Origin of the sequence: Paenibacillus sp. WLX1005 (assembly GCF_046603685.1) — a bacterium.
Taxonomy (GTDB): domain Bacteria; phylum Bacillota; class Bacilli; order Paenibacillales; family Paenibacillaceae; genus Saccharibacillus.
In genome coordinates this window covers 3,499,412-3,524,135 of the sequence record NZ_CP176756.1, presented here as the reverse complement: position 1 = coordinate 3,524,135, position 24,724 = coordinate 3,499,412, and the positions used below count along the sequence as shown (strand labels likewise).

Below are 24,724 nucleotides of genomic sequence, written 5' to 3'. Positions count from 1 at the left end.
TCGACTGAACGCCACCACTTTACTTATCCATACTAGGAAAACAAAGGAGAGTATACATGATCACGTATCATCACATCGACATTGAAGGCGTTACCATTTTTTATCGTCAGGCAGGATTGCCGGATCGACCAGTGTTGCTATTACTGCATGGTTTTCCGAGCGCAGGGCATATGTTCCGTGATCTAATTCCGTTACTGGAGCATGACTTTCACATCATCGCGCCTGATTACCCGGGCTTTGGCAATTCGGATGCGCCTGACCGAAGTGAGTTTGCCTACACGTTTGATAATTTGACGCTAATGATGGAGAAGCTGCTATCCAAGCTGGAGATTACGAGTTACGCGATGTATGTATTCGATTATGGCGCTCCAATCGGCTTTCGATTGGCAGCACGTCATCCGCAGCAGATTACCGCCATCATTTCGCAAAATGGCAATATGTATCAGGAAGGTCTAGGTGAAAAATGGGCGGCACGGAAGCAATTCTGGCAGCACCCTACTGAAGAACAGCGCCAGCGTTACCGAAGTGCCTTTGATCCTGATACGATCCGGCATCAATATACAGATGGAACACCAGCGCATAGCGTATCACCAGACGGTTATACGCTGGACAGTCTGTATATGTCACGACCGGGCAATGATGAGAAGCAGCTGGATTTGATTTATGATTATCGAACCAATGTAGATTTGTATCCGTTATTTCAGCATTATTTGCGTGAGCATCAGCCACCATTGCTGGCAGTATGGGGGCAAAACGACGCTTCCTTTATTCCGGCAGGTGCACACGCATTTGCCCAAGATGTGCCAAACGCCGAGATTCATTTGCTGGATACCGGGCATTTTGCATTGGAAACTCATGCGAAGACCATTGGTAATCTCATTGTGGATTTCTGGCAACGTCGTTGTCATTCTTCGCATACGTAGATATCATCGCATACAGATTGCGCAGATTTTGTTTACTGAATCATCTGATTGCGATGCAATATATGCCATAACTGCTCTGCAATTTGTTCTGGCGGTTGTGGCATATCGTTTATAATCCACCATAATTGTGTTCAGCCTTCAATATATGTGATGTATAGTAAGTAGCTGGACACTTCTAGGGCTAAAGTGGACAGAAATAGGGTGGACATTTGATCATTTCAACGATTTGCGCCCTATTTTTGTCATAGTTCCATATCGATCAACTCCAAGATCATCATATTGCACCTTACTTCCACACATAAAATAACAAAATAACATGGACAGTTCCCCACCAATTATAGCTCTCACATAGCGCACCCTATTTTTGTCCATCTTTATAATACTGATTGTAAAACGATCCTGATTTCCAAATGTTCATCCCAATTGGCATAGTCCATTTCTGCAAAATTGGCACTTAAAATACTTCTCTATTCACCCTATAATAACCCTCAGCTTCAAGTTCATCGAAGAGAGGGCGTATAATACTATATGTTCAAAGGTTTATGTGCATTTCCATTAACACCAATGAATGAATCAACGATTCATGATCAATCATTTGTTCCATTCATTCATCGTCTTGTTCAGGCGGGTGTGGAGCAGATCGGTGTGCTCGGTTCGACTGGCAACTATGCGTATCTGGATCGTCAGCAGCGGCGGCATATTTTACAGCTAGCAGTGCAGGAAGCCAATCATATTCCGATTATGACCAGTATTAGTGCCTTGCGCACCGCGGATGTGTTGCGTTTGGCAGATGATGCGCAGCAATCTGGAGCAAGTGCCGTGTTATTGGCGCCGATCTCATATCAGCCGCTGACAGAGGATGAAGTATTCGGACTATATGAACAGGTATCTCATTCGCTATCTGTACCACTCTGCGTATACGACAATCCGCGTACATCGCATTTTACATTTAACGACGACTTATATGCCCGCATTGCGGAATTGCCGCATGTCGGTTCTATCAAAATCCCGGCTGTTTCAGAAGAACAGCAAGCCGCACGCGAACGTGTACAACAGCTTCAAAGTTCTCTTCATCCGAAGATCGCTCTGGGCATTAGCGGTGATCCTGCCGCTGTGACAGGTCTAGTTGCTGGCTGTGACGTCTGGTATTCGGTATTAGGTGGATTGTTCCCGGAGATTAGTTTGGAAATCACCTCTTTGGCGCAGCAGGGCAATGTGGCTGCGGCTCACGAGCTGTCGAATACACTGCAACCACTCTGGACATTGTTCCAGCAATTCGGCAGTTTGCGTATCGTTACCGCGCTCGCGGTCATACAGGGATGGATCTCAGAGCCGGGACTTCCATTGCCGCTATTACCTGTTAGCCGAGGAGTGCAGACACAGTTACGGCAGATTTTGCAAGATTTGCATACGAACGAGCTAACGCAATCTTTCTTTTCAACAAATAACAACCGGAGGATGGATAGTAATAGAACAACAGATTATATCTGAAACATAGCAAGCATAGATACGCGAATAAAATATTAGGCTTCCGTAAGAAAATATCTCTTGTAAGACGAATATAGGGTTAATATGGACAAAAATAGGGTAATGATTGAGTTCCCTTTATGCTGTACGCCCTATTTTTGTCATAGTTGAGCAAATTTCGATCAGAAATAGCTTTCTTTACACTCCGTTTTGCTATCAATGAGGAGAAATGAGGTGTATATCATCGTAAAGATCAGCTTACATAATGATCAAATCACCCTGTACAACAAAGCGCCCTATTTTTGTCCATCTTTAAAAAAGAACAGCTTCCATACCACAGCATCCCATTCATAGCCAACACAGTGACCAATATAAACAAAAGCAACAATCGCAGATGAAAATAAAACTGATCATCAAACACACCAAAATAACACGAAAACAAAGTAAAACGACAAAGTGAAAAATTAAAACGAAAACAAAGTGAAATATATAAAAAAAGCCAGCACCTGTAACGGTTGCTGGCTCTTGATCATCTCTTCATTACGACTCATCTATTCCTCATCAATCAGTCTTGCGTCTGTATCCGCCTTCTGTTCACAATACCGCTCAAACGTATAATCCTTAAAGTACTTTTTCTGAATATACTGGATAAAATAACTGCCGCTTTCGCTAAACGGATCAGTTACCTCGTCATCCACAATTGCAATGCCCAGCGTCCGTACACTATATTTTAGCCCGTCCAGCTCTTGCTGAATATGTTCAGCTGATAGATTCGTAATATAATCGCGAACCTGCTGAGACAGCTCGTGAATATATGACTCCAGCAAATCACTTTCGACTTGTTTGGCTTGCTGAGAAGCGATATGTTCCTCTTCCAGACCGGAGCGTTTTTTGCGGTAATCGGTTTTGAGCGCAGACATTGTATATGCGGGAATATCCTTGATTCTGCCGCGCTTGGCATCGGCGCGCACCACGTCCAGATTTTCAGCGATATAATGCTTGTCATACTGCGACAACACCTGATCAATTGCTTTCGCTTGCAGACCGAATTCCTCTTTGAGCTGCTGCCGCAACCGAGAAGACGTATGATGACGTGCGCCCGCAGGCTTGTCGGGATCGGAGAGCACACTGGCTTTGGCATCGGCAGACTTACTACTGAGCAGAAACTTGATCTCCGTAATTTTGCGCCCCGTCTTCATTTCCTCAAATGAAAACGAAATATCGGTATGCTTGTTAATCTCCTGCTGTGCCTTAACAAGTACACGCTTTTTGAAATCGGCATACACCGGATACTGATCCTCAATACCGAGCAGCTCTTTGAGCCGCTGTACGGTAAATGTCCGACTGCCGATTCGCTCATATTGCTTGAGCAATTCGTAGATTCGCATTGCGTAGGCGCTTTTCAGCTTAATAATATCGATCAGCCGATAGGTGGTGAACTTTTCCTTCAGTTGCAGTAGATACGGTCGTAGCTTGGGCGAGAATTCTACCTCAACGACGCCTTCACCGGGAAAATATTCCGCAGACGCGAGCCAAGTGACCTGCAAATTATCATGCAGATAAAACGGCTGCGACATCAGGCTGTATGTATAGTCTTTAATTTGCTGATGAATGTTTTTGTTCTTCACACCGATCATCTTCGCAAATTCAGAAATTTTAAAACGATATGGCTTGAATTCATCATCATGCGGGGAAATGGTACTGATTAGCACAATGACAATCCGCATTTCAACGACCCCTAATTTCAATGGTGTCTCGATCAAGTTGTTTGCTTTTGTAACGAGGTTGTTGCCACGCATGTCAATTCCTCCACAACAGATAATACAGCCCATTATATAGTATAAATGAGTAGAAACATAGAGTGAAGACAACAACAATCGTCTTGTGATGTTTTCCTCTTGTTTTACATTTCTTGTTTTCACTGTTTTAAAATATTTACTTGTTTTAGATCGCCAGCAAGTCAGGAATATCAGGAGTTTTTCGTGTTTTAGATGGACGAGTTTAGGGTGAAGTATGACTTTTTTAGGGCGAAGGATGGTCGTTTTTAGGATATAGTGTGGACGGAATTAGGTTGTAACGATGGACAGAAATAGGATGTGAAAGGACACTTTTAGGGCGAAAGAGGACAGTTTGAGGGTGAGTATGGTCGAAAATAGGGTGCAGCAGCATGACAGAGAGAATTGACCCTATTTTTGTCATAGTTGCAAGCTGCGCTTGCGTGTATCGTATGAAACGATGACAGAATAGAACGAGATGTCACGGTTTGCACCCTAAATTTGTCCATAGTAAAGCAGCGAAATCCTGTCGTATCAAGGATTTATCTCAGTTGTAGGTTGAAAAAATAACGCAATTACGCAAAGTGTGTTATTACGTTATTTTATATGTAATAAATAAAAACCGTTGTTTACATCTAACCTAGCTATTGAGATGATCCATCATCGGAAAAATCTCTTTTTCTGTATGTAGGTAAGTCAGTAGAAAGTACAAATTAAATCATAAAGTATTAATTTATGGTTTGATTTGTACTTGATTAGTTAGTATTTGAAACAATTATACCAATTGTATTCATCTGCTCTTTTTGGTGTAGTGATGCCTGCAGCGATTTGGTTTATCACTTCGATGTGCTGACCGAGCGTTCTCAATGGATTTTCAACGTTATTCATGCGTTTCTCAAATATTTTTAAAGCATCATTACTAATCAATTGTTGGGCACAGATTTTCTGAGCGTCACTTTTACTAATATTTTGTTTGATTAGCCTTCTATAATCTGGAAGAATACCTATTACTTTAGCATTCTCTATTGAAGTCCAAACAGCCATTGAACCACTCCTTATACATTTTGAATTATTATACCAAACTAAATTAAAAAGAAGGGAATGAAAATATGGTATACAGTTTAAAAGAGACAAGGATTAAATATGTTTCGTTCATTGATGATGGAGGAGATTGCATACAATTTGTGTCTTTATCAAAAACGTTGTCGCTGGTGCTACTATTCAAAATTAGATTCTTACTGCAAAAGCAAACGAAGGTAAGCAGGTTGTAACTGTGTCTTTTATCAGCCAGACAAAGATTATTAAACTAACAATCACATTCTAATAAGCTCCAAAAGAATAATAGTTATTCAATTATAATAAGCGTTTATATATAGTGAAAAGGCAGTTTCTTGATTTTTACCGATGACGGTGATATGATTTCACCATCACGCTGCATGAAAAAAGGTAGCTCGTGGTTGGCAAGTGAAGTATATAATTGAATAACGTTTATCCTCGGGGCGGGGCGAAATTCCCCACCGGCGGTGTTGAGATATGGGGTTGCCATATGCAATCTGTAAGCTCTAAGTCCGTGACCCGGCAGATATCTGATGATGTCTGGCGGTGGATCTGGTGAGAATCCGGAGCCGACAGTATAGTCTGGATGGGAGAGGAACAGGACAGGTCTGACGTAGGTGCAGGCGCTGTCCGTATGGAGATGTATGCGTTTTGGGACAGATAGGAATACAGGAGTGCCGACTGGAAGTGGCTTATTTGGCTGCATCCTTGTTTGAGGCTATGCCTGTATATCATATTGCTTTCTCCCAAAATGCAAGCTTATGCCAAACCAAACTGCACAGCAGTATCTGCAAAAGGAATGGGTAGATCACATTCGTATGCAGTTCATTTGCGCATGATCTATCTCTATTTCTGTCTATTTATGATGCCCCGTAGTACCGGAATGATGCCGGTCTGCGGGGCTTTTCGCGTTTTCGGATTGTTCACACAATATAATTTTGTTACTATGTTATAAATGGTAACTAAATGAATGTTGTGATCTATTGTTCTATTTCCCATTTATGACGAAGCAATAGATTCCATTATATTTTGCACAAGACGAAGGAGCCCTGAGGATGAATTTGTTAAACGATGAATTTTATATGTCACTTGCATTGGATATGGCGGAACGCGCGCAGGGGCAAACGGAGATTAATCCGGTTGTCGGCTGTGTCGTTGTAAAGGACGGTCGTGTCGTCGGCATAGGTGCGCATTTGAAGCGTGGCACCGGACATGCGGAAGTGCATGCGCTTAATATGGCAGGCGACGAAGCCGAAGGTGCGACTGCCTATGTCACGCTCGAACCGTGCAGTCATTATGGCAAAACGCCGCCTTGTAGTGATCGACTGATCAAGGAAAAGGTAAAACGTGTCGTCGTCGCAGCCGTTGATCCGAATCCGCAGGTAGCGGGTTCTGGTATTGAGCGTCTGCGCAGTCATGGCATCGAGGTAGTCACCGGCGTACTCGCCAAACGTTCCGAGCGTCTCAACGAAACGTTTAACAAGTACATCACTACGCAATTGCCGTTCGTTACTCTGAAGACAGCAAGTACGCTTGACGGTCGACTCGCGTCCCGTACTGGCGATAGCAAATGGATCTCCAATGCCGCTGCGCGTGAACGTGTACATGGTATGCGTCATCGTCATCAGGGCATTATGGTCGGTATTGGCACGGTACTGGCAGATGATCCAGAACTGACGACTCGCACCGAAGTCCCCGGCTTGCATCCGGTACGCATTGTCATTGACTCGACACTGCGTATTCCAGATGCAGCACGTTTACTGGATATCAGTGTCGCACCGACGATAATCGTGACTACCGTAAGTGCTAGCAAGGAGCGCATCTCCCAACTGGAAGCACGCGGAGTGCGTGTCATCGTCAGCGGCGAAGGGCAACATGTCGATCTGAAGCAGGCGATGACGCTGCTAGGCAAACTGGAAATTTCGTCGATTTTGCTGGAAGGCGGTGGTCAGCTGAATGGCGCGATGCTGGAAGCCGGATTGGTTGACCGGATTACACTGTTCTTCGCACCGAAGCTGATTGGCGGTCATATTTCAACCTTTACGTTCGACGGTTTTGACAAGATGAATCAGGCAGTCACACTGGATGAACTGGAAGTAGAGACGCTGGACGATAATGTGTGCATCAGTGGTCTAGCACGCTACCATCACCAGTAAAGCTCCCGTTATACATGTTCATCGTAACGTTTGGCTTATCCATCATGCAGCATAGTAGCTCCAACGATAAATGGATTCCAATTGAAGGAAGGTGATGGTACATGTTCACCGGGTTGATCGAAGAAATCGGTACACTGAAAAAAATAGACCGACGCGGCGAAGCGATGGTGCTTGGTATTCAGGCATCGCACATTATGCCCGGTCTGCTGATCGGCGATAGTGTTGCCTGCAATGGCGTCTGCCTGACGGTAACGACGATTGCTGGCTCTCTGTTTACGGTAGATGTTATGCCGGAGACGTACCGATTGTCTAGCTTGAAGGATGCACGTACTGGCAGTCCCATTAACCTGGAACGAGCGATGGCTGCCAATGGTCGCTTTGGCGGTCATATTGTGCAGGGACATGTGGATGGTACGGCGAGTATTGAACAGATTGAGCATAACCAGAATGCGGTCATATTCCGTATCAAGCCGCAGCATGCTGATCTGTTTCGCTATATTATTCCGAAAGGCTCGATTACAGTAGATGGAATTAGCTTGACGGTGGTGAGCGTAGAGAGCGGCAGCTTTACGATTTCGATCATTCCGCACACGCTCAAGGAAACTGTGCTCGGTCATCGGAAGCCGGGCGATACCGTCAATATTGAATGCGATGTGCTGGGCAAGTATGTGGAGCATATGCTGCGTTACCGTGAAGCTACACCGAATGATGCGGCAGGTGGTACAGGTGGCGGTTCTAAGTTGACCGCTGACTTTTTACAGCAAAACGGATATTTGTAAATGAACACACAGGTAGAGGAGGCGGAGAAGATGTCCGAGGAGCTTTCCGGCCTTCACCGGATTGAGGAAGCAATACACGATTTGCAGCAGGGCAAAGTCGTTATCGTAGTAGATGATGAAGATCGCGAGAATGAAGGCGACTTTATTGCACTGGCAGAACAGGCAACTCCGGCAGTCATTAACTTTATGGTTACGGAAGGGCGCGGGTTGGTGTGCATGCCGATTACATCGGAACGCGCGGAACAATTGCAATTGCAGCCGATGGTTGCGCACAATACTGATTACCATGGTACAGCGTTTACCGTGTCCGTCGATCACGTCGGTACGACGACTGGGATTTCGGCACATGAGCGCTCTATTACTGCGATTGGTATGACCGATCCAGAGGCTGGGCCAGAGCAGTTTCGTCGTCCAGGGCATATGTTTCCACTGATCGCCAATTCTGGCGGCGTGTTATCTCGTCCCGGTCACACCGAGGCGGCGGTTGATCTGGCGCGTCTTAGCGGTGCATATCCGGCTGGTGTCATCTGTGAAATCATGAACGAGGATGGCACCATGGCACGACTGGATCAGCTGAAGCAGATTGCTCACAAGCACGATCTGAAGCTGATCAGCATTCAAGAGCTGATAGCTTACGTACAGGATCATCAAGAAGCATTGCATGGAAAAGCCTGAGACTGTAGCATCCCACATTCTAATACAAAGCGAGGAACCTATTCATGGCGAACATTTTTGAAGGACATTTAGTATCCCAAGGATTAAAATTTGGTATTGTAGTTGGACGTTTTAACGAATTTATTACGAACAAGCTGCTGAGCGGCGCACTGGATGCTCTGCAACGCCACGGAACAGCGCAGGAAGACATTGATGTTGCTTGGGTACCCGGTACATTCGAGATTCCGTTAATCGCTCAGAAAATGGCACAATCCGGCAAATACGACGCTGTCATTACACTGGGCACAGTCATTCGTGGATCGACGACGCATTACGACTATGTGTGCAACGAAGTTGCCAAAGGCGTCTCCGCCATTAACCTGAAAACTGGCGTACCAGTCATCTTTGGTATCGTCACAACAGAAAATATTGAACAGGCGATTGAGCGTGCAGGTACCAAAGCTGGCAATAAAGGCTGGGATTCTGCCAATGCTGCAATCGAGATGGCGAATCTGTCCCGCCAGTTTGCAGACTAATCTAGTTCTCATTTTAACTTCATCTATATGCAATTTTTCACAAAAAGAGGCTGTCCGAAAAGGATTGAGCCTCTTTTTGCTGAATATGTATAGTCATGCCTTCGCATTCAGGATAAAATAAGGGTTATGTGATAAGCTGACCTGTGGGCGTTATGATCTGGTCATGCCCTACGGAAGTCCAACATTGAATTAAAGGAGTGTGCCTGTGACTGTACTATACAAACTCGCCACGTTTGAAGGGCCGCTCGATTTGCTGCTTCACTTAATTGATGAATCGGAAATTGATATCCAGAATATCCCGATCAGTGAGATTACCGATCAATATCTGGATTATCTTCATAGTATGAAAGAGCTTGAACTTGAAGTGACCAGCGAATTTCTGGTTATGGCAGCCACGCTGCTATCGATCAAGAGCAGATTGCTGCTGCCGAAGCCTCCAGTTATGGAGATCGACGATTTTGATTATTATGAGGAAGATGATCTCGATCCGCGCGCAGAGCTGGTACGTAAGCTGGTGGAATACCGCAAGTACAAAGGAATTGCTGGTCATCTGCGGGAGCGCGAGGAAGAGCGGGGCTTGATTTTCACCAAGGAGCCGGAAGATATGACTCCATTTGTAGCGAGAGTGAACTACAATCCGGTCGAAGGGTTACATACGCTGGATCTGGTGGAAGCTTTTCAAAAGGCATTGCGCCGGGCGACACGCCGCGAGCGCATTACGACCATTCAGCGTGACGAGATTTCCGTCAAGGATCGGATACGCGAAGTGGCAGATCGGTTCCGCGGTCTGACCAAAGGGGAAAATATGCTTTTTTCCACATTGCTGCATGAAGAGATGATTCGTCATGAAGTCGTTGTGACGTTTCTAGCGATATTGGAAATGATGAAAATGCGGCAGATTTCGTGTTATCAGAGTCAGCTATTTGACGATATTGTGATGGAGTGGAGAGGAGAAGTCAGCATTAATGAAGTCCCAGAAGTTGAAAGCAGTTATTGAAGGTATGCTCTTCCTGTCGGGAGAGGAAGGGCTAAATGTACGTCAGATTGCCGAGGTGACCGAGCAACAAACGGAAACCGTGCAGATCGCTATCGACGAACTGCAAGCAGATCTGAAAAAGACACGTCGTGGTATTCAGATTGTGAATATCGCAGGCAGTTATCAGCTGTCTACCTTGCCCGCACACGCCGCTTATTACAAACGGCTGGCAGACTCACCTAACCGTTCTTCACTGTCGCAGGCGGCGCTAGAGACGCTGTCTATCGTGGCGTACCGACAGCCAATTACCCGAGTTGAGATTGAGGAGATCCGTGGTGTCAAAACCGACCGTGCGATCTATACGCTCGTGAACAAGGATTTGATTCAAGAAGTCGGTCGCGCCGAAGCGATTGGACGCCCGATCCTGTACGGTACAACCAAGTCGTTTTTGAATTATTTTGGACTGAGTGGTCTGCGCGAATTGCCGGATGCGTCGCAGTTTGAAGATAACGACAATCTGGAAGAGGAAACGCAGCTGCTGTTCCATCGTCTGGAAGAACAGACGTATGGTGAAGAGATTGCAGCGCTGGAAGAGATGGGTGAGGAATTGATCGAAGTCGCGGAGGAAGTGCTGGAGCGCCCTGACGTGGAAGCGCCAGAAGAAGAGAAATATCCTTCCGCATCGGATCAAGATCATTCTAAAGAATAACGTAGGATCATAGATACATGATCACCGAGCAATCCGATGATTATGATGTTATTACAAAAAAGCAGGTGAACCGGATAAGCTACGGTCACCTGCTTTTTCTATATTCTACTGATTGTATAATTGCTAATGATTGACTATATTACAACTTCTTCTGCACAGGAATATAAATATCCATCACCAGATTCTCATCCCCATAGCAACGCTCATCGTACAATTCAAAATCAGCCGCGTTGGCATCATATACATACCCCGAAGCTGGAAACCATTCGTTGAAAATATACTTAGTCGTACCTTGAATCGCTTGGATGAATCCGCCATCCTGACGCTGCGCAGGTGGAGTAGTAAACATAGCATACGTTGCTGATGGTAACGTTGTCGTATACAATTCCTTCGGTACATCGTCAAACTGCGCAACCTCTACACCGATCACATACGTAAATTGCTCAGACTGCGGCGAATTCATAATACAGGCGCCATATTCGCCATGATGCACAGGCTGTACTACATCGTGCAGCATATGTCCCCAATGTTCCTTATTATACCGATCCCAAAAAGCAGGAATATCCGATAGATTTTGTCCATTGGCTGACGTTTCCAGTGCATAGCCTGCCAGTTGAATTGCTGGTTTGGTAATAAAGGTAGGTCTCATCATCATGCCTCCGTTCAGTTGATAATTGGCAAGCTTGTGCAGATCTACTCGTTCAGGCACATAACCGGTCGCATGCATGCGATACCGCTCTGGCGACATGCCATACACTTTGCCAAAGGCTTTGGTGAACCCGGCATGGGTCTCAAAACCATAGTCCAATGCAATCTCCAGCAATGTTTTGGGATATGCCATATCTGCCGCAGCATGAGCAAGTCGCCGCCGCCGAATGTAATCCATTACCGACAACCCGGTGTGCGCTTGAAAGATTTTGTAGAAATGATACAGCGAGAAGCCTGCCAGACTTGCCAGTTGTTCCGCAGATAGCGGTTCTTTGAGATGATCTTCAATATAATCGATACTTTGCTGTATACAGACAATATGATCCATACGTCATGCCCCTCCCGATCGGTATCTGTATTGTAACAAAGGTGCAGTCAGGTCGTTTGTCCATTTTTGTCATGATCCTTATGTAAGTTGAGACTGATAGAAACGAGAAGATCACATCACAGCAAAAAGAACCGATTCGACACGATGATACGAGATCGAAACGGTTCTTTTGGTAGGAAGCATATCTGTTTTTAATTTCTTATTGGGTTTATGCAAATATAAACGAACGATTATGGACCTTACTCACTACGCAGCGTAACATTTTAAACACGTTAGTGAAACCCAGAGTTACTTTTTCAGCAGCAAATACAGGAAATACGGCGCCCCGATAAAAGCAACCACAATCCCTGCCGGAATACCATCCGGGTCGGACAGATTGTGACCGATCGTATCGGCGAGTAACAGCAGCCAACCGCCGATCAGCACGCTGACTGGAACGAACAGCTGGTGACGCGGGCCGACGAGCGCACGGGCGATATGCGGAGCCATCAGCCCGATAAAAGAGATACCGCCCGTAACTGAAACCGCAGCAGCCGCCAGTGCTACAGCAGCCAGCATAAGCAGAATGCGGTCACGCTGAATATGTACCCCTGCACCGACCGCCGTTTCTTCATTCAATGCCAGTAGATTGAGCGTCCGGCATTTGTATAAAATATACGGAATCAGCACAATCAGCCACGGCAGCAGCGCCAACACAAACGGCCAATCGGTACCCCATACATTCCCTGCCAGCCAGCGAGAGATAAAGTCTACCTTTTCCCGGCTTACCGACGAGATCAGCACGATCATAATACCGGACATTGCCAGCGAGAAGCCGACACCGGTAATGATCAGCTTGATCGGCTGCATCCCGTCACGACGACTGTATGAAAAGACATAGATCAGAATGGAGATCAACAGCGCCGATACAAAGGCAACGAGTGGTAGCATATACACAAAACTGCCTACATCCAGCGGAGCAAACAGGAAAAATACACTTACCCCGACGCCTGCTCCGGCGTTAATCCCGACGATACCCGGATCAGCTAGTTCATTGCGAGTAATGCCCTGCAATACTGCACCTGCAAGCGCCAATGCCATGCCAGCGAGTAACGTAATCACCATACGCGGCAAGCGAACGGAAAAGATAACGAAATTCTCCACAAAGCTACCCTGACCGAGCAATGTCGGAATAATCCGATCATACGATACTGCAGAAGCACCAATGCCAAGTGCAATCGCCAGAGTTCCCAGTACAAGTACGGTCAGCAGTAGCATAATCAGCCGCTGATGCCGTGCAGTCTGCATTTGTTTGATCATAGCGAACGCACCCCTTTACGTACAACGATCAGGAAGAAGGGGAGACCGATAATAGCGATAATAGCAGCCAGCGGCGTTTCATACGGCGCATTGATCATACGCGCCATCGTATCGGCGAACACCATAAATGCAGCACCGAGAATAGCGGACAATGGCAAAATCGTCCGATAATCCGTACCTGAGAACATACGCACAAAGTGCGGAATCATCAAGCCGACAAACGCCAGATTACCAACTAGTGCGACCGCTGTACCTGCCAGCAGAATGATCAGGATGAACATGATGATTTTGATCTGCGTCGTTTTCAGACCGAGACCGACTGCGGTACTTTCACTGAGGCTAAGAATCGTTAATTGACGGGACAGCATGATCGCTACAATCAGGCAGATGACGATTACAGGTGTCATAGCTTGAATCTGTCCCCATGTTGTACCGATCAGACCACCGGATGTCCACATAGATACACTCTTAGCAATTTTGAATTGTAAACTGATTCCATCTGCAATTGCCGTCAATAGTGCGGATACCGCCGCACCTGCCAGCACCATGCGCATCGGTGACATATTGCGTTTACGAATAGCCGACACACCGAATACGAGCAGTACACCGATCGCTGCACCAACAAAACACGTCACCATAATACCGAAATAACCAATACCCGGTGCAAATGCCAGTACCGCTGCCAGCGCCATACTTGCACCAGCGCTTAAGCCGAGCAGACCCGGATCAGCAAGCGGATTGCGAGTAAGTCCCTGCATAATCGCACCGGCTACACCAAGTGCTGCACCGACCAATACACCGCCAACTTCACGGGGCAACCGCAATTCACGAATGATGGAAATATCGTCATTGTTGACGCCAGGATTGAAAATGGCATTGCGCACATCGATCAGCGAGATACTTTTGGCACCGATCATAATGGCAGCGATGAAAATAATCGCAAACGCGATCAAGCTAAGCACCAATTGAAGTGGAAAATAGCGCAGACGCTTTTTGGAAGTTGAAGTTTTCATTACCCTATCCATTCCTTACGTTTTTATTTAGAAAAAAAGGAACGCAAGGCGTTCCTTCTCTCTGTTGACTATGTGTAATTAGGATTGACCGAGCAGTGCTTTGGTGATGAAGTCCAGCTGATAATCCAGCGTGACAGCATCATTGAAGTAGAATCCGCGAGCGTCGGCTTCATACACGTGTTTGTTTTTGACAGCCGGGATATTTTTGTACGTATCGGTATTTTGGAAGGACAGATCAACATCCTGTGCCTTGCTGTAGAATACATAGTCACCCAAGTATTGCGGCAACACTTCTAGCGACAATGTGTAATATCCGTCTTTGGCAGTCATTTCTTTTACTTTTTCTGGCATTTTCAGACCCATTGCTTGATAAATGATCTCAGTACCACGACCCCATGCATCGCCGAATACGTACAGCGATTTGGTATCGCCTTCCATAACGGTTACAGTAGCATCGGCACCAATTTTGGCTTTGATTTCATCGCCTGCTTTGGAAGCACGAGTTTTGAAATCATCTACCCATGCTTTGCCTTCGTCCGCTTTGTTCAGCGCTTTGGCAACTTCTTCAATTTGAGTCAAGTAGTCAACTTTATTGTAAGTATACGTAACGAGTGGAGCGATTTGCTTCAGCTTATCCGCATTTTTTACAGTGTTGCTTGCAATGATCAGATCCGGTTTCAGTTCAATGATTTGCTCCAGATTGTCCGCGGATACTTGTTTTACACCATCCAGATAAGGTTTGAATACCGGACTATCCATCGTCCACGAATCCACGCCGACCAATGGTACATCGAATTGCATAACATCACCTGCAAAGCTATCCAGAGCAATGACGCGTTGTGGATGAGCAGGTACTTCAACCGGTCCGGTTTCGGACTGATATGTAATCGTCGTTGCGGCATCACTGCCCGCACTGCTGCTTTCTTCATTAGAAGCGGCGCTATTCGTTGCTGTACTGCTGCTCTGCTGATTGCCGCATGCGCTCAGTACTAGAACCAGTGCCATCATCAAAGGTATTAACGTTTTTCTCATGCTGAAAATCCCCTTTTTCTTAAAATGAAATTGATAATCATTATCATGTATAACAATAAAACTTTAAGTGGATAAAGGATATTTGTCAATATCTAATTTTGCATACATCTGCATACCAGTGTGCTCGTTATAGAGGTGAAATACTGCAACATTCAACCAAATTTCTTTTAACAATTCAATACAAATCGCACAATATTGCATGTCTACAAAGATGCACGATCATGGTCAATGTTTGCTGATTCCGTTGTTACAGGCGCTGGCTCAATTTGGAGAAGTAGATAACGCTTACAATACGCTTGAAATGGATTTGCTTCTTATGTAGGTACGTAGTAAGGTGAAGGCATAACCTTATGTTGAAAGGATGATACACTGATGAGCAATGTGCAATCGATGCCTTACAGTCAGACCTTATCCAACTGGAAATTCAAAGCAATAGATGAGCAGGAATGGCTGGATGCTGAGGTGCCTGGAACTGTGCATACTGATCTGCTGGCACACGGCAAAATTCCTGATCCCTTTTACGGTACGAATGAGAAGGATGTACAGTGGATCGATAAGAAGGATTGGGAGTACATATCTACGGTTTCCATTGAAGAAGCGGTATTGCAGCAGTCGCATGTGGAGCTAGTATTTCACGGATTGGATACGTATGCAGATGTGTATCTGAACGATCAGCATGTGTTGTCAGCTGACAATATGTTTCGTACATGGCGCGCCGAGGTTAAAGGCTACGCTCAAGCAGGTGACAATACGCTGCGCATCGTATTCCGTTCGCCGATCAACGAAGACCTGCCCAAGTTGGAAGCGCTCGGTTATCCATTGCCAGCCAGCAATGACCAATCCGACGTTGGAGAGCTAGGCGATAAACGAGTCAGCATCTTTGCACGCAAAGCGCCGTATCATTACGGTTGGGACTGGGGTCCACGCTTTGTAACGAGCGGTATCTGGCGCAAGGCAGAGCTGGTAGCATGGTCGGATGTTCGGATTGAGAGCATTCATATTCGTCAGGATCAGGTCACTGCGGAGAGTGCTGAACTGACTGCTGTTGTACAGATCTATTCGGAACGCGAGCGTGAAGCAAATCTGCATATCGCTACCGAAAACGAAAACTGGGAGCAGCAAGTAACGTTGCAGGAAGGAACCGATATTATTGAATTACCGATTACGCTGGATAACCCGCATCTGTGGTGGTCGCGTGGTTTGGGTGAAGCGAATCTGTATACGTTTACAACAATAGTAGCAGATCCTGCCAGTCAAGAGACGCTGGCTTCGCAGCAAGTACGTACGGGCATTCGTTCCATTCGTCTCGTGCGTGAGCAGCATGAGGATTTGCCGGGCACTTCGTTCTATTTTGAAGTGAACGGTGTACCGGTGTTCGCCAAAGGTGCGAATCATATCCCGAATGACAGCTTCAGTCCGCGTGTCGATTATGGGCGGTATTTGCATGAGATTGTGTCAGCGGCGGACGCCAATATGAATATGCTGCGTGTATGGGGCGGCGGTATTTATGAAAATGACGAATTTTATAATCTGTGTGACGAGTATGGGATTCTCGTCTGGCAGGACTTTATGTTTGCTTGTAGTATGTATCCGGGTGATGAGGAGTTTCTGGATAGCGTACAGGCTGAAGCAGAGGATAACGTACGCCGTCTGCGCAATCATCCGTCCATCGCGCTCTGGTGCGGCAATAACGAGATCGATTCCGCATGGTCGCATTATGTGGAAGACGGCGGTTGGGGCTGGAAAAAGGAGTATACAACCGAGCAGCGTGAGCAAATCTGGGCAGATTACGAAGCTGTGTTTCATGAATTATTGCCAGATGTCGTACGAACGGAAGCACCGGGCGCCGAATATTGGCCTTCCTCACCATTGGTTGATCTGACTGGTGACGAGAATCAGCATGCCCGTTCCTTGACCGATAGCGGCGATATCCATTATTGGGGTGTATGGCACGGTAGTGAGCCATTTGAGAATTACAATGTGCATGTCGGTCGCTTTATGAGTGAATATGGGTTCCAATCGTTCCCGGAATATCGTTCCGTGCGTACGTATGCCGAGGAATCTGATCTGGAGCTAGAATCGGAAGTGATGCTGCGTCACCAGAAGAATGGTGCTGGTAATCGTCTGATCAAAGAATACATGGACAAGTATTTGCCGCAACCGAAAGATTTCCCTTCCTTCCTCTATATGAGTCAGATTTTGCAAGCGGAAGCGATGCAGATGGCAATTGAGGCACATCGCCGCAATAAGCCGTATTGCATGGGTACGCTGTATTGGCAAATGAACGACTGCTGGCCGGTTGCTTCTTGGGCAGGGATGGACTATTTTGGTCGCTGGAAAGCCCTACATTATTATGCCAAACGTAGCTTCCGTGATCTGGCAGTATCAGTTGATGGTACAAGTGGTGAGCAGTTTGACATATATGCCATTTCGGACATTCTATCTCCGGCTGCCTTAACGCTACGGGTAAAAGTACTTGGATTGGATGGCGGTCTGTACAAAGAAATTCCACAATCGTTTCATTTAGCCGGCGGCGATTGTGTGAAGCAAGTGTCACTGTCCCGCGATCATCTTCTGGATGGTGTTGCTCCGGAGCAAGCGGTATTGTTAGTGGAACTGGAACATGAGGGCGAGATTGTGGATAGCAAGCTGAACTATTTTGTCCCAACCAAGGACGTTGTGTTGGAGCAACCGAACATTACCGCGACCGAGACAACTGAGAATGGCGTGAGCGTTATCCAGCTGACTACTGACAAGCTTGCACGTCAAGTATGGCTATCCGCAGATAACACAGGTGAATTTAGCGATAACTATTTTGACCTGCTGCCGGGACAAACGCATACTGTCTACTTCCGCCATATGGCTGCTGTACCGCGCCGCAATGCACAGCAACCGGAATACGGTGCACGCGCTGCTTACTTTATGCCGATAGCTGCAGAAGGATTGAAAGTAACATCGATGGCGGATTATATCAACGTTTGATCCTAGGTGAGAAGTGCTTATCATTTCCTATCTATATTAAAGAGCTGTGGAATGCAATCAACGAAGTGCCAGGTGATCCTAGATCATCTGGCGCTTTTTAATATGCAAACTAAAATGTGCTAATTTGCATACTGTCTTGTGATTTTGTTCTCGTATGAGTATCATTAGTGTGAGGTGAATTGACTATTATGGAACGATTGCAAAAAATACTGGCTCAGGCAGGGATCGCTTCGCGTCGTAAAAGTGAAGAATTGATTCTGGCGGGAAAAGTAACCGTCAACGGTGAAGTGGTCACGGAGCTTGGAACGAAAGCCGACCCGACTGTCGATGAGATTACGGTGAACGGACGCTCGATCGCGGCCGAGAAAAAAGTATACTATATGCTGAACAAACCCAAAGGGGTTATTACAAGCGCTTCCGATCCGGAAGGTCGCAAAACGGTACAAAACTACATGGACGGTGTCAAAGAACGCGTCTATCCGGTCGGTCGTCTTGACTACGATTCGGAAGGCTTGCTGATCATGACCAATGACGGCGAACTCGCAAACTTCCTCACTCATCCGAAGCACCATGTACCAAAAACGTACTTGGTTACCGTCGAAGGCGTACCACACGGCGAAGCACTGGAGAAATTCCGTCAAGGCATCAAGCTGGAAGATGGTATGACCCAGCCTGCCGAAGCGGAATATTATGATGTAGATACCGACAAAAAGCAGGCAACGATTCGTGTAACGATCTATGAAGGCAGAAACCGCCAGATCCGTCGCATGTTTGAAGCGCTCTCGCATAAAGTAATCCGTCTGAAACGTATTTCCTTTGGCGAATTGCTGATCGGTAACCTGAAACGCGGTATCTACCGTCCGCTGACCAAACAAGAAATCGATCAATTGCAAAAAGGAAGCAAGTAATCCAGTTCTACCGAACGATCTCTGTTTTACCATAACTATTGAATATTCCGTCGCACAGCTAGGAGGCATTAGGGAATGAGTGAACCAATGAATCGTATTCTGGTAGTGGATGACGAAGAGCGTATTCGCCGTCTGCTGCGCATGTATTTGGAAAAAGAAGGCTATGAAATCGAAGAGGCTGAAGACGGCGAAACAGCGCTGCGCAAAGCGCTTGCCGACGACTATGGTCTAATTATGCTGGATTTGATGCTGCCGGGCATTGACGGGATCGAAGTGTGTAATCGTCTGCGTCAGTCCAAGTCGACACCGGTGCTGATGCTGACTGCTAAGGGCGAAGAGGTTAACCGTGTACAGGGCTTTGAAGTGGGTGCGGATGACTATGTGGTCAAACCGTTCAGTCCGCGCGAAGTCATTTACCGGGTGAAGGCGATTATGCGCCGCTCGTCGGCAACCGCGTATCTGTCACAGGAGACGAATTCCAGCAACAATATCGTATTCCCGAATCTGATCATCGAGCATGATGCACACCGGGTAACGGCAAGTGGTTACGAGATTAGCTTGACGCCGAAGGAATATGAACTGCTGCATTTTTTGGCAACGTCGCCGGACAAAGTATTTTCCCGTGAGGAATTGCTCAAAGATGTATGGAACTATGAATTTTTCGGCGATCTGCGTACCGTGGATACCCATGTGAAGCGTCTGCGTGAAAAATTGAATAAAGTATCTCCCGACTCCGCCGCCATGATTACTACGGTCTGGGGTGTAGGCTACAAGCTTGAGGTGCCGAAGTAAGTGGATTTCTGGAGAACGCTTGTCGGGAAACTGTGGCTGACGATCAGCGGTCTGGTGGCGTGCGTACTGCTGACGCTCGGATTGTTTCTATTGCCGTACATTGATACGAACTTTACCAATTCGGATGCGATCAAGCGTCTGTTTACGTATGTGTCGATTATCGGATTTACGATGACGACGTTTTTTGCCTTGTTTTTGCTGACCAAGATTACACAGCCGATGCAGCAGTTGATTCAGGCGACCGATGGTATTCGGAAAGGAAAGTACAATACCCGTCTGGATCTGCATACTAGCGATGAGATCGGTCAACTGGCAAGTGCCTTCAACCATATGGCAGAAGAATTGGAGAAAAATATCCAGAGCCTGCAATTGGAAAAAGAACAGATGGCGAGTGTGCTGCGCAGTATGGGTGACGCGGTCATTACTTTTGACAAGCAGGGCAATATGATACTGCATAATCCGCTAGGCGAGATGATAATGGACAGTTGGCACAAAACCGGTTGGGAGCAGAGCGGCAACAGCGAAGGCACAGCCGCATCGCGTGTTCCGCAACCGCTGTACCCGATGTTTGAACGTGTCATTCGCGAACGACAGGAGGAAAGCTCCAATATCCATGTGAAGCAGCAGGTGTGGGCGGTCAATATGACGCCGCTCTATTCTGGCGAGGATGTGCATGGAACCGTATCGGTGCTACGTAATGTAACGGAGGATGTGCGGGCAGAGAAGATGCTACGCGACTTTGTTGCGAATGCGTCCCACGAGATTCGTACGCCGCTGCAAATGATTCAGGGCTACAGTGAGGCGCTGCTTGACGGCATGGCTTCGTCGAAGGAAGAGAGCGACGAGCTAGTGCAGGTCATTTATGAGGAGTCGCTACGTATGAGCCGACTTGTACAAGATTTGCTTGATCTGTCGCGTATGGAAGCGGGACATATGGATATGGGCTTTGACGAAATGAAGCTGAATGAGCTGATGGAGCGTATGGATCGCAAATTCTCCGTCCGTGCCAAAGAGCGTGAGTTAAAGCTGGATGTGATCTGTCAGCCTTCCGTGCTGCTGATTGAAGCAGATACCGATCGGTTGGAGCAGGTGTTTACCAATTTGCTTGATAACGCCTTCCGTCATACACCGACAGGCGGGCATATTCAAGTGAAGGCAATGCTGCAAGGCGAGCAGGTGGAGGTTACCTTTACCGATACTGGCGCAGGCATTCCACAGGAGGATCTACCGCACATCTTTGAACGCTTTTACAAAGCCGACAAAGCACGCGTGCGCGGCGAATCCGGTGGTACTGGACTTGGATTGGCAATTGTACGTAACATTATTGAAGCGCATCATGGTGTCATTAGCGCGGATAGTGAAGTGGGGAAAGGCACAACCTTTACCTTGCTGCTGCCGCTGCGTCATACCGAGCGTGTATGATGCCATCGTAAGCACTGGAATGTAGAAATCGAGAAGCACTGCTAAACATACGTATCGCACAACCTTATCGGTCAGCGATTTGTATGATTAGCGGTGCTTTTTGTACATAAATCTGTTTGATGTCCTCAATCCGTGGGACGATTGTTTCTACCAATACAGCAGAGACATCTAGTGTTGTGCATACATATGTAGAAAAAGTTGAATAATTTCTTCATCTATTACGTAATAAAAGGATATAAAGGATATTATTGGTTTTTTAGTTTGGGATGATTCACACTAAAAGCAGTAGCAGTAGCAGTAGCAGTAGCAGTAGCAGTAGCAGTAGCAGTAGCAGTAGCAGTAGCAGCCGCTGGAGCTGCAAAGTGAAGAGACACAACGTCATGCGCAACGATGAATCGGCAGAGCTATGATAGCTATACCGTAATGAAAAGGGGAGCATAACGATGGCAAAACGTAAGTACAAGACCAACATAACAGGAAGAATTATCGCCGCAATCTATCTTATATTCGCCTATCACTTTGCAAATGATATATTCGGTAATCCAATATCGGGATATCCATTTGGGTTATTCTCGCTGATTCTGCTTGGAGCCTTCATCATTACGACTGTGTTTGATCGTTTTGTAAAATACGACTTTTTCAGAAATGATCAATAAATGATAATAAAAAACAACAAAAAGCAGCAATGTCAAAAGACAAAAAAGCAGCAACGTCCACCGTTTATAGGTAGGCGTTGCTGCTTTGGTTTTGGCATAGTGTCATTTATTACACAAGCACAACTTCCTGCGCCGTATTCAGATTTGGGAGTTCTACCAGTCCAAGCAGAACTTCCTTCGGTACATCTTTGTCCACAGTCAGGATCATGATCGCTTCGCCGCCTTCATTTTTCCGTCCTACTTGCATGGAGGCGATATTGACGTCCTTCTGACCGAGCAGGGAACCGACATTACCGATGATGCCTGGTTTATCGGTATGGGAAACGAGAATCTGGTGCCCTGCTGGCAGAACATCAACCGAATAACCGTTAATGCGTACGATACGCTCACCATAGCCGCTCAGCAGCGTACCGGCAACCTGCTGGCTTGTCCCATCCTGACCTTGCAGACTCACTGTAATCAGGTTAGTAAAGCCGCGTGTCGATGGCGAGCTGGTTACTACGACATTCAGATCACGAATCTTCGCAAGATGCAGCGAATTCACGATATTCGCTTCCGAACCGAGATGCCGGGCAAGAATACCTTTCAAAATATAGCGTGTCAGCTGTTGTGTATCCACTTCGGACAATTCGCCTGCATATTCAATGCGAATCTCTTGAATTGCCTGAACCGAGATTTGAGCGGCAAAGCTGCCCAGTTTCTCACCAAGGCTAAAGTATGGTTGTAGTTTACTCATAACGCTGGCAGCAACAGGAGGCATATTGACTGCATTTTTGAACGGCTCCTCACGCAAAATATGCAGTACTTGTTCGGACACGTCAATCGCCACGTTCTCCTGTGCTTCGACGGTCGAAGCGCCTAAGTGAGGCGTCACGATAATATGCGGGTTGTTCAGGAATGGGTGATCTGCCTGCGGAGGCTCGCTTTCGAATACGTCAAACGCTGCACCAGCAACGATACCGTCTTCAATCGCTTGTACAAGCGCCAATTCATCCACGACACCGCCGCGCGCACAGTTGACGATACGCATGCCTTTTTTCATAATCGCAAATTGTGCAGTGGAGATCATATGTTTCGTTTCTGGAGTGAGCGGCGTATGCACAGTCATAAAGTCGGCGTGTTGCAGAATGTCATCTACACTTGCCAGCTTGATTCCCATTTTGTCAGCGCGCTCTTGGGTCAGGAATGGATCGTAGCCGAGAATGTCCATGCCGAATGCTTTGGCGCGTTTGGCTACTTCACTACCGATCCGACCCATGCCGAGTACGCCCAGTGTTTTGTTGCGCAGCTCGACGCCGAGGAACGATTTGCGATCCCAAGTACCGTTGATCGTCTTGGCATACGCCTGTGGAATGTGACGGGCAAGCGCCATCATCATTGCAAAGGTGTGCTCACACGTTGTGATCGTATTGCCGTCCGGGGCGTTGATTACGATAATCCCGCGCTGGGTTGCTGCTTCCAGATCGATATTGTCAACGCCGACACCGGCACGTCCAACGACTTTTAAGTTGGTTGCAGCTTCCATAATGCGAGCCGTTACAGTCGTCTGGCTACGCACCAGCAGTGCATCGTATTCGCCGATAATGGCAATCAGTTCATCTTCGCTCAAACCTGTTTTCTTTTCCACCGTAATGTCGTTTGCATCCACCAGCTGTTGAATTCCCAGATCGCTGATCGGATCGGATACCAGTACCTTAAACATTGTGTTGTTCCTCCTCCAGAATGGTCATTCGTTTTCAACATTCGCAATAATCGTGAGTGAACTTGTAAATGTACAGCATAATTTATATAAACATTTGCCTCTGTCGCCAGCGCTGACACGCAGCGGCGAAATGTCAATATTCCGTATAAGGTCTGTTCAAAATCGCTCTGTTCAAAGCATGCAAGATCATTGTTTGCGTGGCGTCTATTCTGTTCACAGATTTAGTTAACTATAACTGGTTACCGAATAAACGCAGTAACGCATAAAAGCGAAAATCATACAAAAAAAGCGCTCATCTCCGCACTACAATTGCAAACTGTAGCAAAGGGACGAGAGCTGTCGTGGTACCACCCTAATTCGCTGTCCTCTCACGAGGGTCAGCCTTATGGTCAAATTGAACTTGACCGGATCGCTAACGGGATCATCCGACTGTACCTACTAACATTTCAATACAGTGACTCGGGAGCGCTCAAAGCATCAATCGGTTTACCGGTTTGCACCAACCACCGGCTCTCTGAAAACCTGATTCGAAGCTTTTCTCCTTCATTGGCGTTCTCAATGATTTAATTGTTTCATAATGTAACATGGGTTACATGCCATGTCAATAACCATTTTTTAAATCAAAACACGAATATTCAAGATCGATAGGTCTGAAATATACGTGTTCTATCCACTTGGCTTTTATTGTAGCGCACAACTATGCGATAATACAATGAAAACAAAGACGATTTTAAATCGTATACAAAAAATAGGTACATCGGTGTTGTGAAATGACAAGCAAAATGGGCATTAGGGATGAATTGGCATTGCTTGCTATGGCATCGTTGTCGGTCATGTTATAATACGTATTC

The 24,724-nt window shown here is 46.5% G+C and carries 19 protein-coding genes, 1 pseudogene, 1 riboswitch and 1 other annotated feature; of the genes and pseudogenes, 13 read left to right on the top strand and 7 right to left on the bottom strand.

What is annotated here, in order from left to right; translation table 11 throughout:
- The first annotated feature begins 56 nt into the window (after window positions 1–56).
- Both ACE3MZ_RS15035 and ACE3MZ_RS15030 read left to right on the top strand, forming a co-directional pair.
- Window positions 57–923, top strand: a complete 867-nt coding sequence (locus tag ACE3MZ_RS15035; RefSeq protein WP_411342963.1) for an alpha/beta fold hydrolase — start codon at window positions 57–59, stop codon at window positions 921–923.
- A gap of 528 nt (window positions 924–1,451) precedes the next feature.
- On the top strand, window positions 1,452–2,414 hold the full coding sequence (locus tag ACE3MZ_RS15030) for a dihydrodipicolinate synthase family protein (RefSeq protein ID WP_411342962.1): 963 nt from the start codon (window positions 1,452–1,454) through the stop codon (window positions 2,412–2,414).
- A 527-nt stretch (window positions 2,415–2,941) separates the two neighbouring features.
- Here ACE3MZ_RS15030 and ACE3MZ_RS15025 read toward each other — a convergent pair.
- Window positions 2,942–4,189 (bottom strand): replication initiation protein, encoded by a 1,248-nt coding sequence (locus tag ACE3MZ_RS15025; RefSeq protein ID WP_411342961.1) that lies wholly within the window; start codon window positions 4,187–4,189, stop codon window positions 2,942–2,944.
- A gap of 735 nt (window positions 4,190–4,924) precedes the next feature.
- Window positions 4,925–5,209, bottom strand: a complete 285-nt coding sequence (locus ACE3MZ_RS15020) for a hypothetical protein (RefSeq protein ID WP_411342960.1) — start codon at window positions 5,207–5,209, stop codon at window positions 4,925–4,927.
- Between the two features lie 442 nt (window positions 5,210–5,651).
- Window positions 5,652–5,823, top strand: a riboswitch (FMN riboswitch).
- A 453-nt stretch (window positions 5,824–6,276) separates the two neighbouring features.
- Between ACE3MZ_RS15020 and ribD the strand changes: the two genes are divergently transcribed.
- The 6 genes and pseudogenes from ribD (at window position 6,277) to scpB (ending at window position 11,031) form a co-directional block, all read left to right on the top strand.
- A complete protein-coding gene (ribD, locus tag ACE3MZ_RS15015; RefSeq protein WP_411342959.1) occupies window positions 6,277–7,377 on the top strand; it encodes a bifunctional diaminohydroxyphosphoribosylaminopyrimidine deaminase/5-amino-6-(5-phosphoribosylamino)uracil reductase RibD in 1,101 nt (366 codons plus the stop codon).
- 101 nt (window positions 7,378–7,478) lie between these two features.
- Window positions 7,479–8,156 carry a riboflavin synthase gene (gene ribE / locus ACE3MZ_RS15010; RefSeq protein WP_411342958.1) on the top strand — a complete coding sequence of 226 codons (678 nt, stop codon included), beginning with the start codon at window positions 7,479–7,481 and terminating at the stop codon, window positions 8,154–8,156.
- Between the two features lie 30 nt (window positions 8,157–8,186).
- Window positions 8,187–8,810, top strand: a pseudogene (gene ribB, locus ACE3MZ_RS15005) (3,4-dihydroxy-2-butanone-4-phosphate synthase); the annotation flags it as partial.
- 65 nt (window positions 8,811–8,875) lie between these two features.
- A complete protein-coding gene (ribE, locus tag ACE3MZ_RS15000) occupies window positions 8,876–9,346 on the top strand; it encodes a 6,7-dimethyl-8-ribityllumazine synthase (RefSeq protein WP_411342957.1) in 471 nt (156 codons plus the stop codon).
- Window positions 9,347–9,551: 205 nt separating this feature from the next.
- On the top strand, window positions 9,552–10,343 hold the full coding sequence (locus tag ACE3MZ_RS14995; protein ID WP_411342956.1) for a segregation and condensation protein A: 792 nt from the start codon (window positions 9,552–9,554) through the stop codon (window positions 10,341–10,343).
- Window positions 10,312–11,031: an SMC-Scp complex subunit ScpB gene (gene scpB, locus ACE3MZ_RS14990; protein ID WP_411342955.1), complete on the top strand. Its 720-nt coding sequence runs from the start codon at window positions 10,312–10,314 to the stop codon at window positions 11,029–11,031. The genes ACE3MZ_RS14995 and scpB overlap by 32 nt, the downstream gene beginning before the upstream one ends.
- Before the next feature lie 139 nt (window positions 11,032–11,170).
- Here the strand turns inward: scpB and ACE3MZ_RS14985 are convergent, their stop codons facing one another.
- The 4 genes from ACE3MZ_RS14985 to ACE3MZ_RS14970 form a co-directional block, all read right to left on the bottom strand.
- The gene (locus ACE3MZ_RS14985) at window positions 11,171–12,067 is read right to left on the bottom strand and encodes an effector binding domain-containing protein (RefSeq protein WP_411342954.1); all 897 of its coding nucleotides are present in this window, start codon (window positions 12,065–12,067) and stop codon (window positions 11,171–11,173) included.
- 288 nt (window positions 12,068–12,355) lie between these two features.
- Complete coding sequence (locus ACE3MZ_RS14980; RefSeq protein ID WP_411342953.1) at window positions 12,356–13,366, bottom strand: FecCD family ABC transporter permease; 1,011 nt, start codon at window positions 13,364–13,366, stop codon at window positions 12,356–12,358.
- Window positions 13,363–14,379 (bottom strand): FecCD family ABC transporter permease, encoded by a 1,017-nt coding sequence (locus ACE3MZ_RS14975; RefSeq protein ID WP_411342952.1) that lies wholly within the window; start codon window positions 14,377–14,379, stop codon window positions 13,363–13,365. The genes ACE3MZ_RS14980 and ACE3MZ_RS14975 overlap by 4 nt, the downstream gene beginning before the upstream one ends.
- Window positions 14,380–14,457: 78 nt before the next feature.
- Window positions 14,458–15,411 (bottom strand): iron-hydroxamate ABC transporter substrate-binding protein, encoded by a 954-nt coding sequence (locus ACE3MZ_RS14970; RefSeq protein ID WP_411342951.1) that lies wholly within the window; start codon window positions 15,409–15,411, stop codon window positions 14,458–14,460.
- A gap of 372 nt (window positions 15,412–15,783) precedes the next feature.
- Here ACE3MZ_RS14970 and ACE3MZ_RS14965 point away from each other — a divergent pair, with 372 nt between their 5' ends.
- The 5 genes from ACE3MZ_RS14965 to ACE3MZ_RS14945 all read left to right on the top strand — a co-directional run bounded on the left by ACE3MZ_RS14965 (window position 15,784) and on the right by ACE3MZ_RS14945 (window position 22,171).
- Window positions 15,784–18,393 (top strand): beta-mannosidase, encoded by a 2,610-nt coding sequence (locus ACE3MZ_RS14965; RefSeq protein WP_411342950.1) that lies wholly within the window; start codon window positions 15,784–15,786, stop codon window positions 18,391–18,393.
- Window positions 18,394–18,581: 188 nt separating this feature from the next.
- Window positions 18,582–19,301: a pseudouridine synthase gene (locus tag ACE3MZ_RS14960; protein WP_367059366.1), complete on the top strand. Its 720-nt coding sequence runs from the start codon at window positions 18,582–18,584 to the stop codon at window positions 19,299–19,301.
- Between the two features lie 75 nt (window positions 19,302–19,376).
- On the top strand, window positions 19,377–20,093 hold the full coding sequence (locus ACE3MZ_RS14955) for a response regulator transcription factor (RefSeq protein ID WP_411342949.1): 717 nt from the start codon (window positions 19,377–19,379) through the stop codon (window positions 20,091–20,093).
- On the top strand, window positions 20,094–21,515 hold the full coding sequence (locus tag ACE3MZ_RS14950) for an ATP-binding protein (protein WP_411342948.1): 1,422 nt from the start codon (window positions 20,094–20,096) through the stop codon (window positions 21,513–21,515). It begins immediately after the preceding gene.
- A gap of 443 nt (window positions 21,516–21,958) precedes the next feature.
- Window positions 21,959–22,171, top strand: a complete 213-nt coding sequence (locus ACE3MZ_RS14945) for a hypothetical protein (RefSeq protein ID WP_411342947.1) — start codon at window positions 21,959–21,961, stop codon at window positions 22,169–22,171.
- 109 nt (window positions 22,172–22,280) lie between these two features.
- Here the strand turns inward: ACE3MZ_RS14945 and serA are convergent, their stop codons facing one another.
- On the bottom strand, window positions 22,281–23,873 hold the full coding sequence (gene serA, locus ACE3MZ_RS14940) for a phosphoglycerate dehydrogenase (protein WP_411342946.1): 1,593 nt from the start codon (window positions 23,871–23,873) through the stop codon (window positions 22,281–22,283).
- 322 nt (window positions 23,874–24,195) lie between these two features.
- Window positions 24,196–24,429, bottom strand: a binding site (T-box leader).
- Window positions 24,430–24,724: the final 295 nt, after the last annotated feature.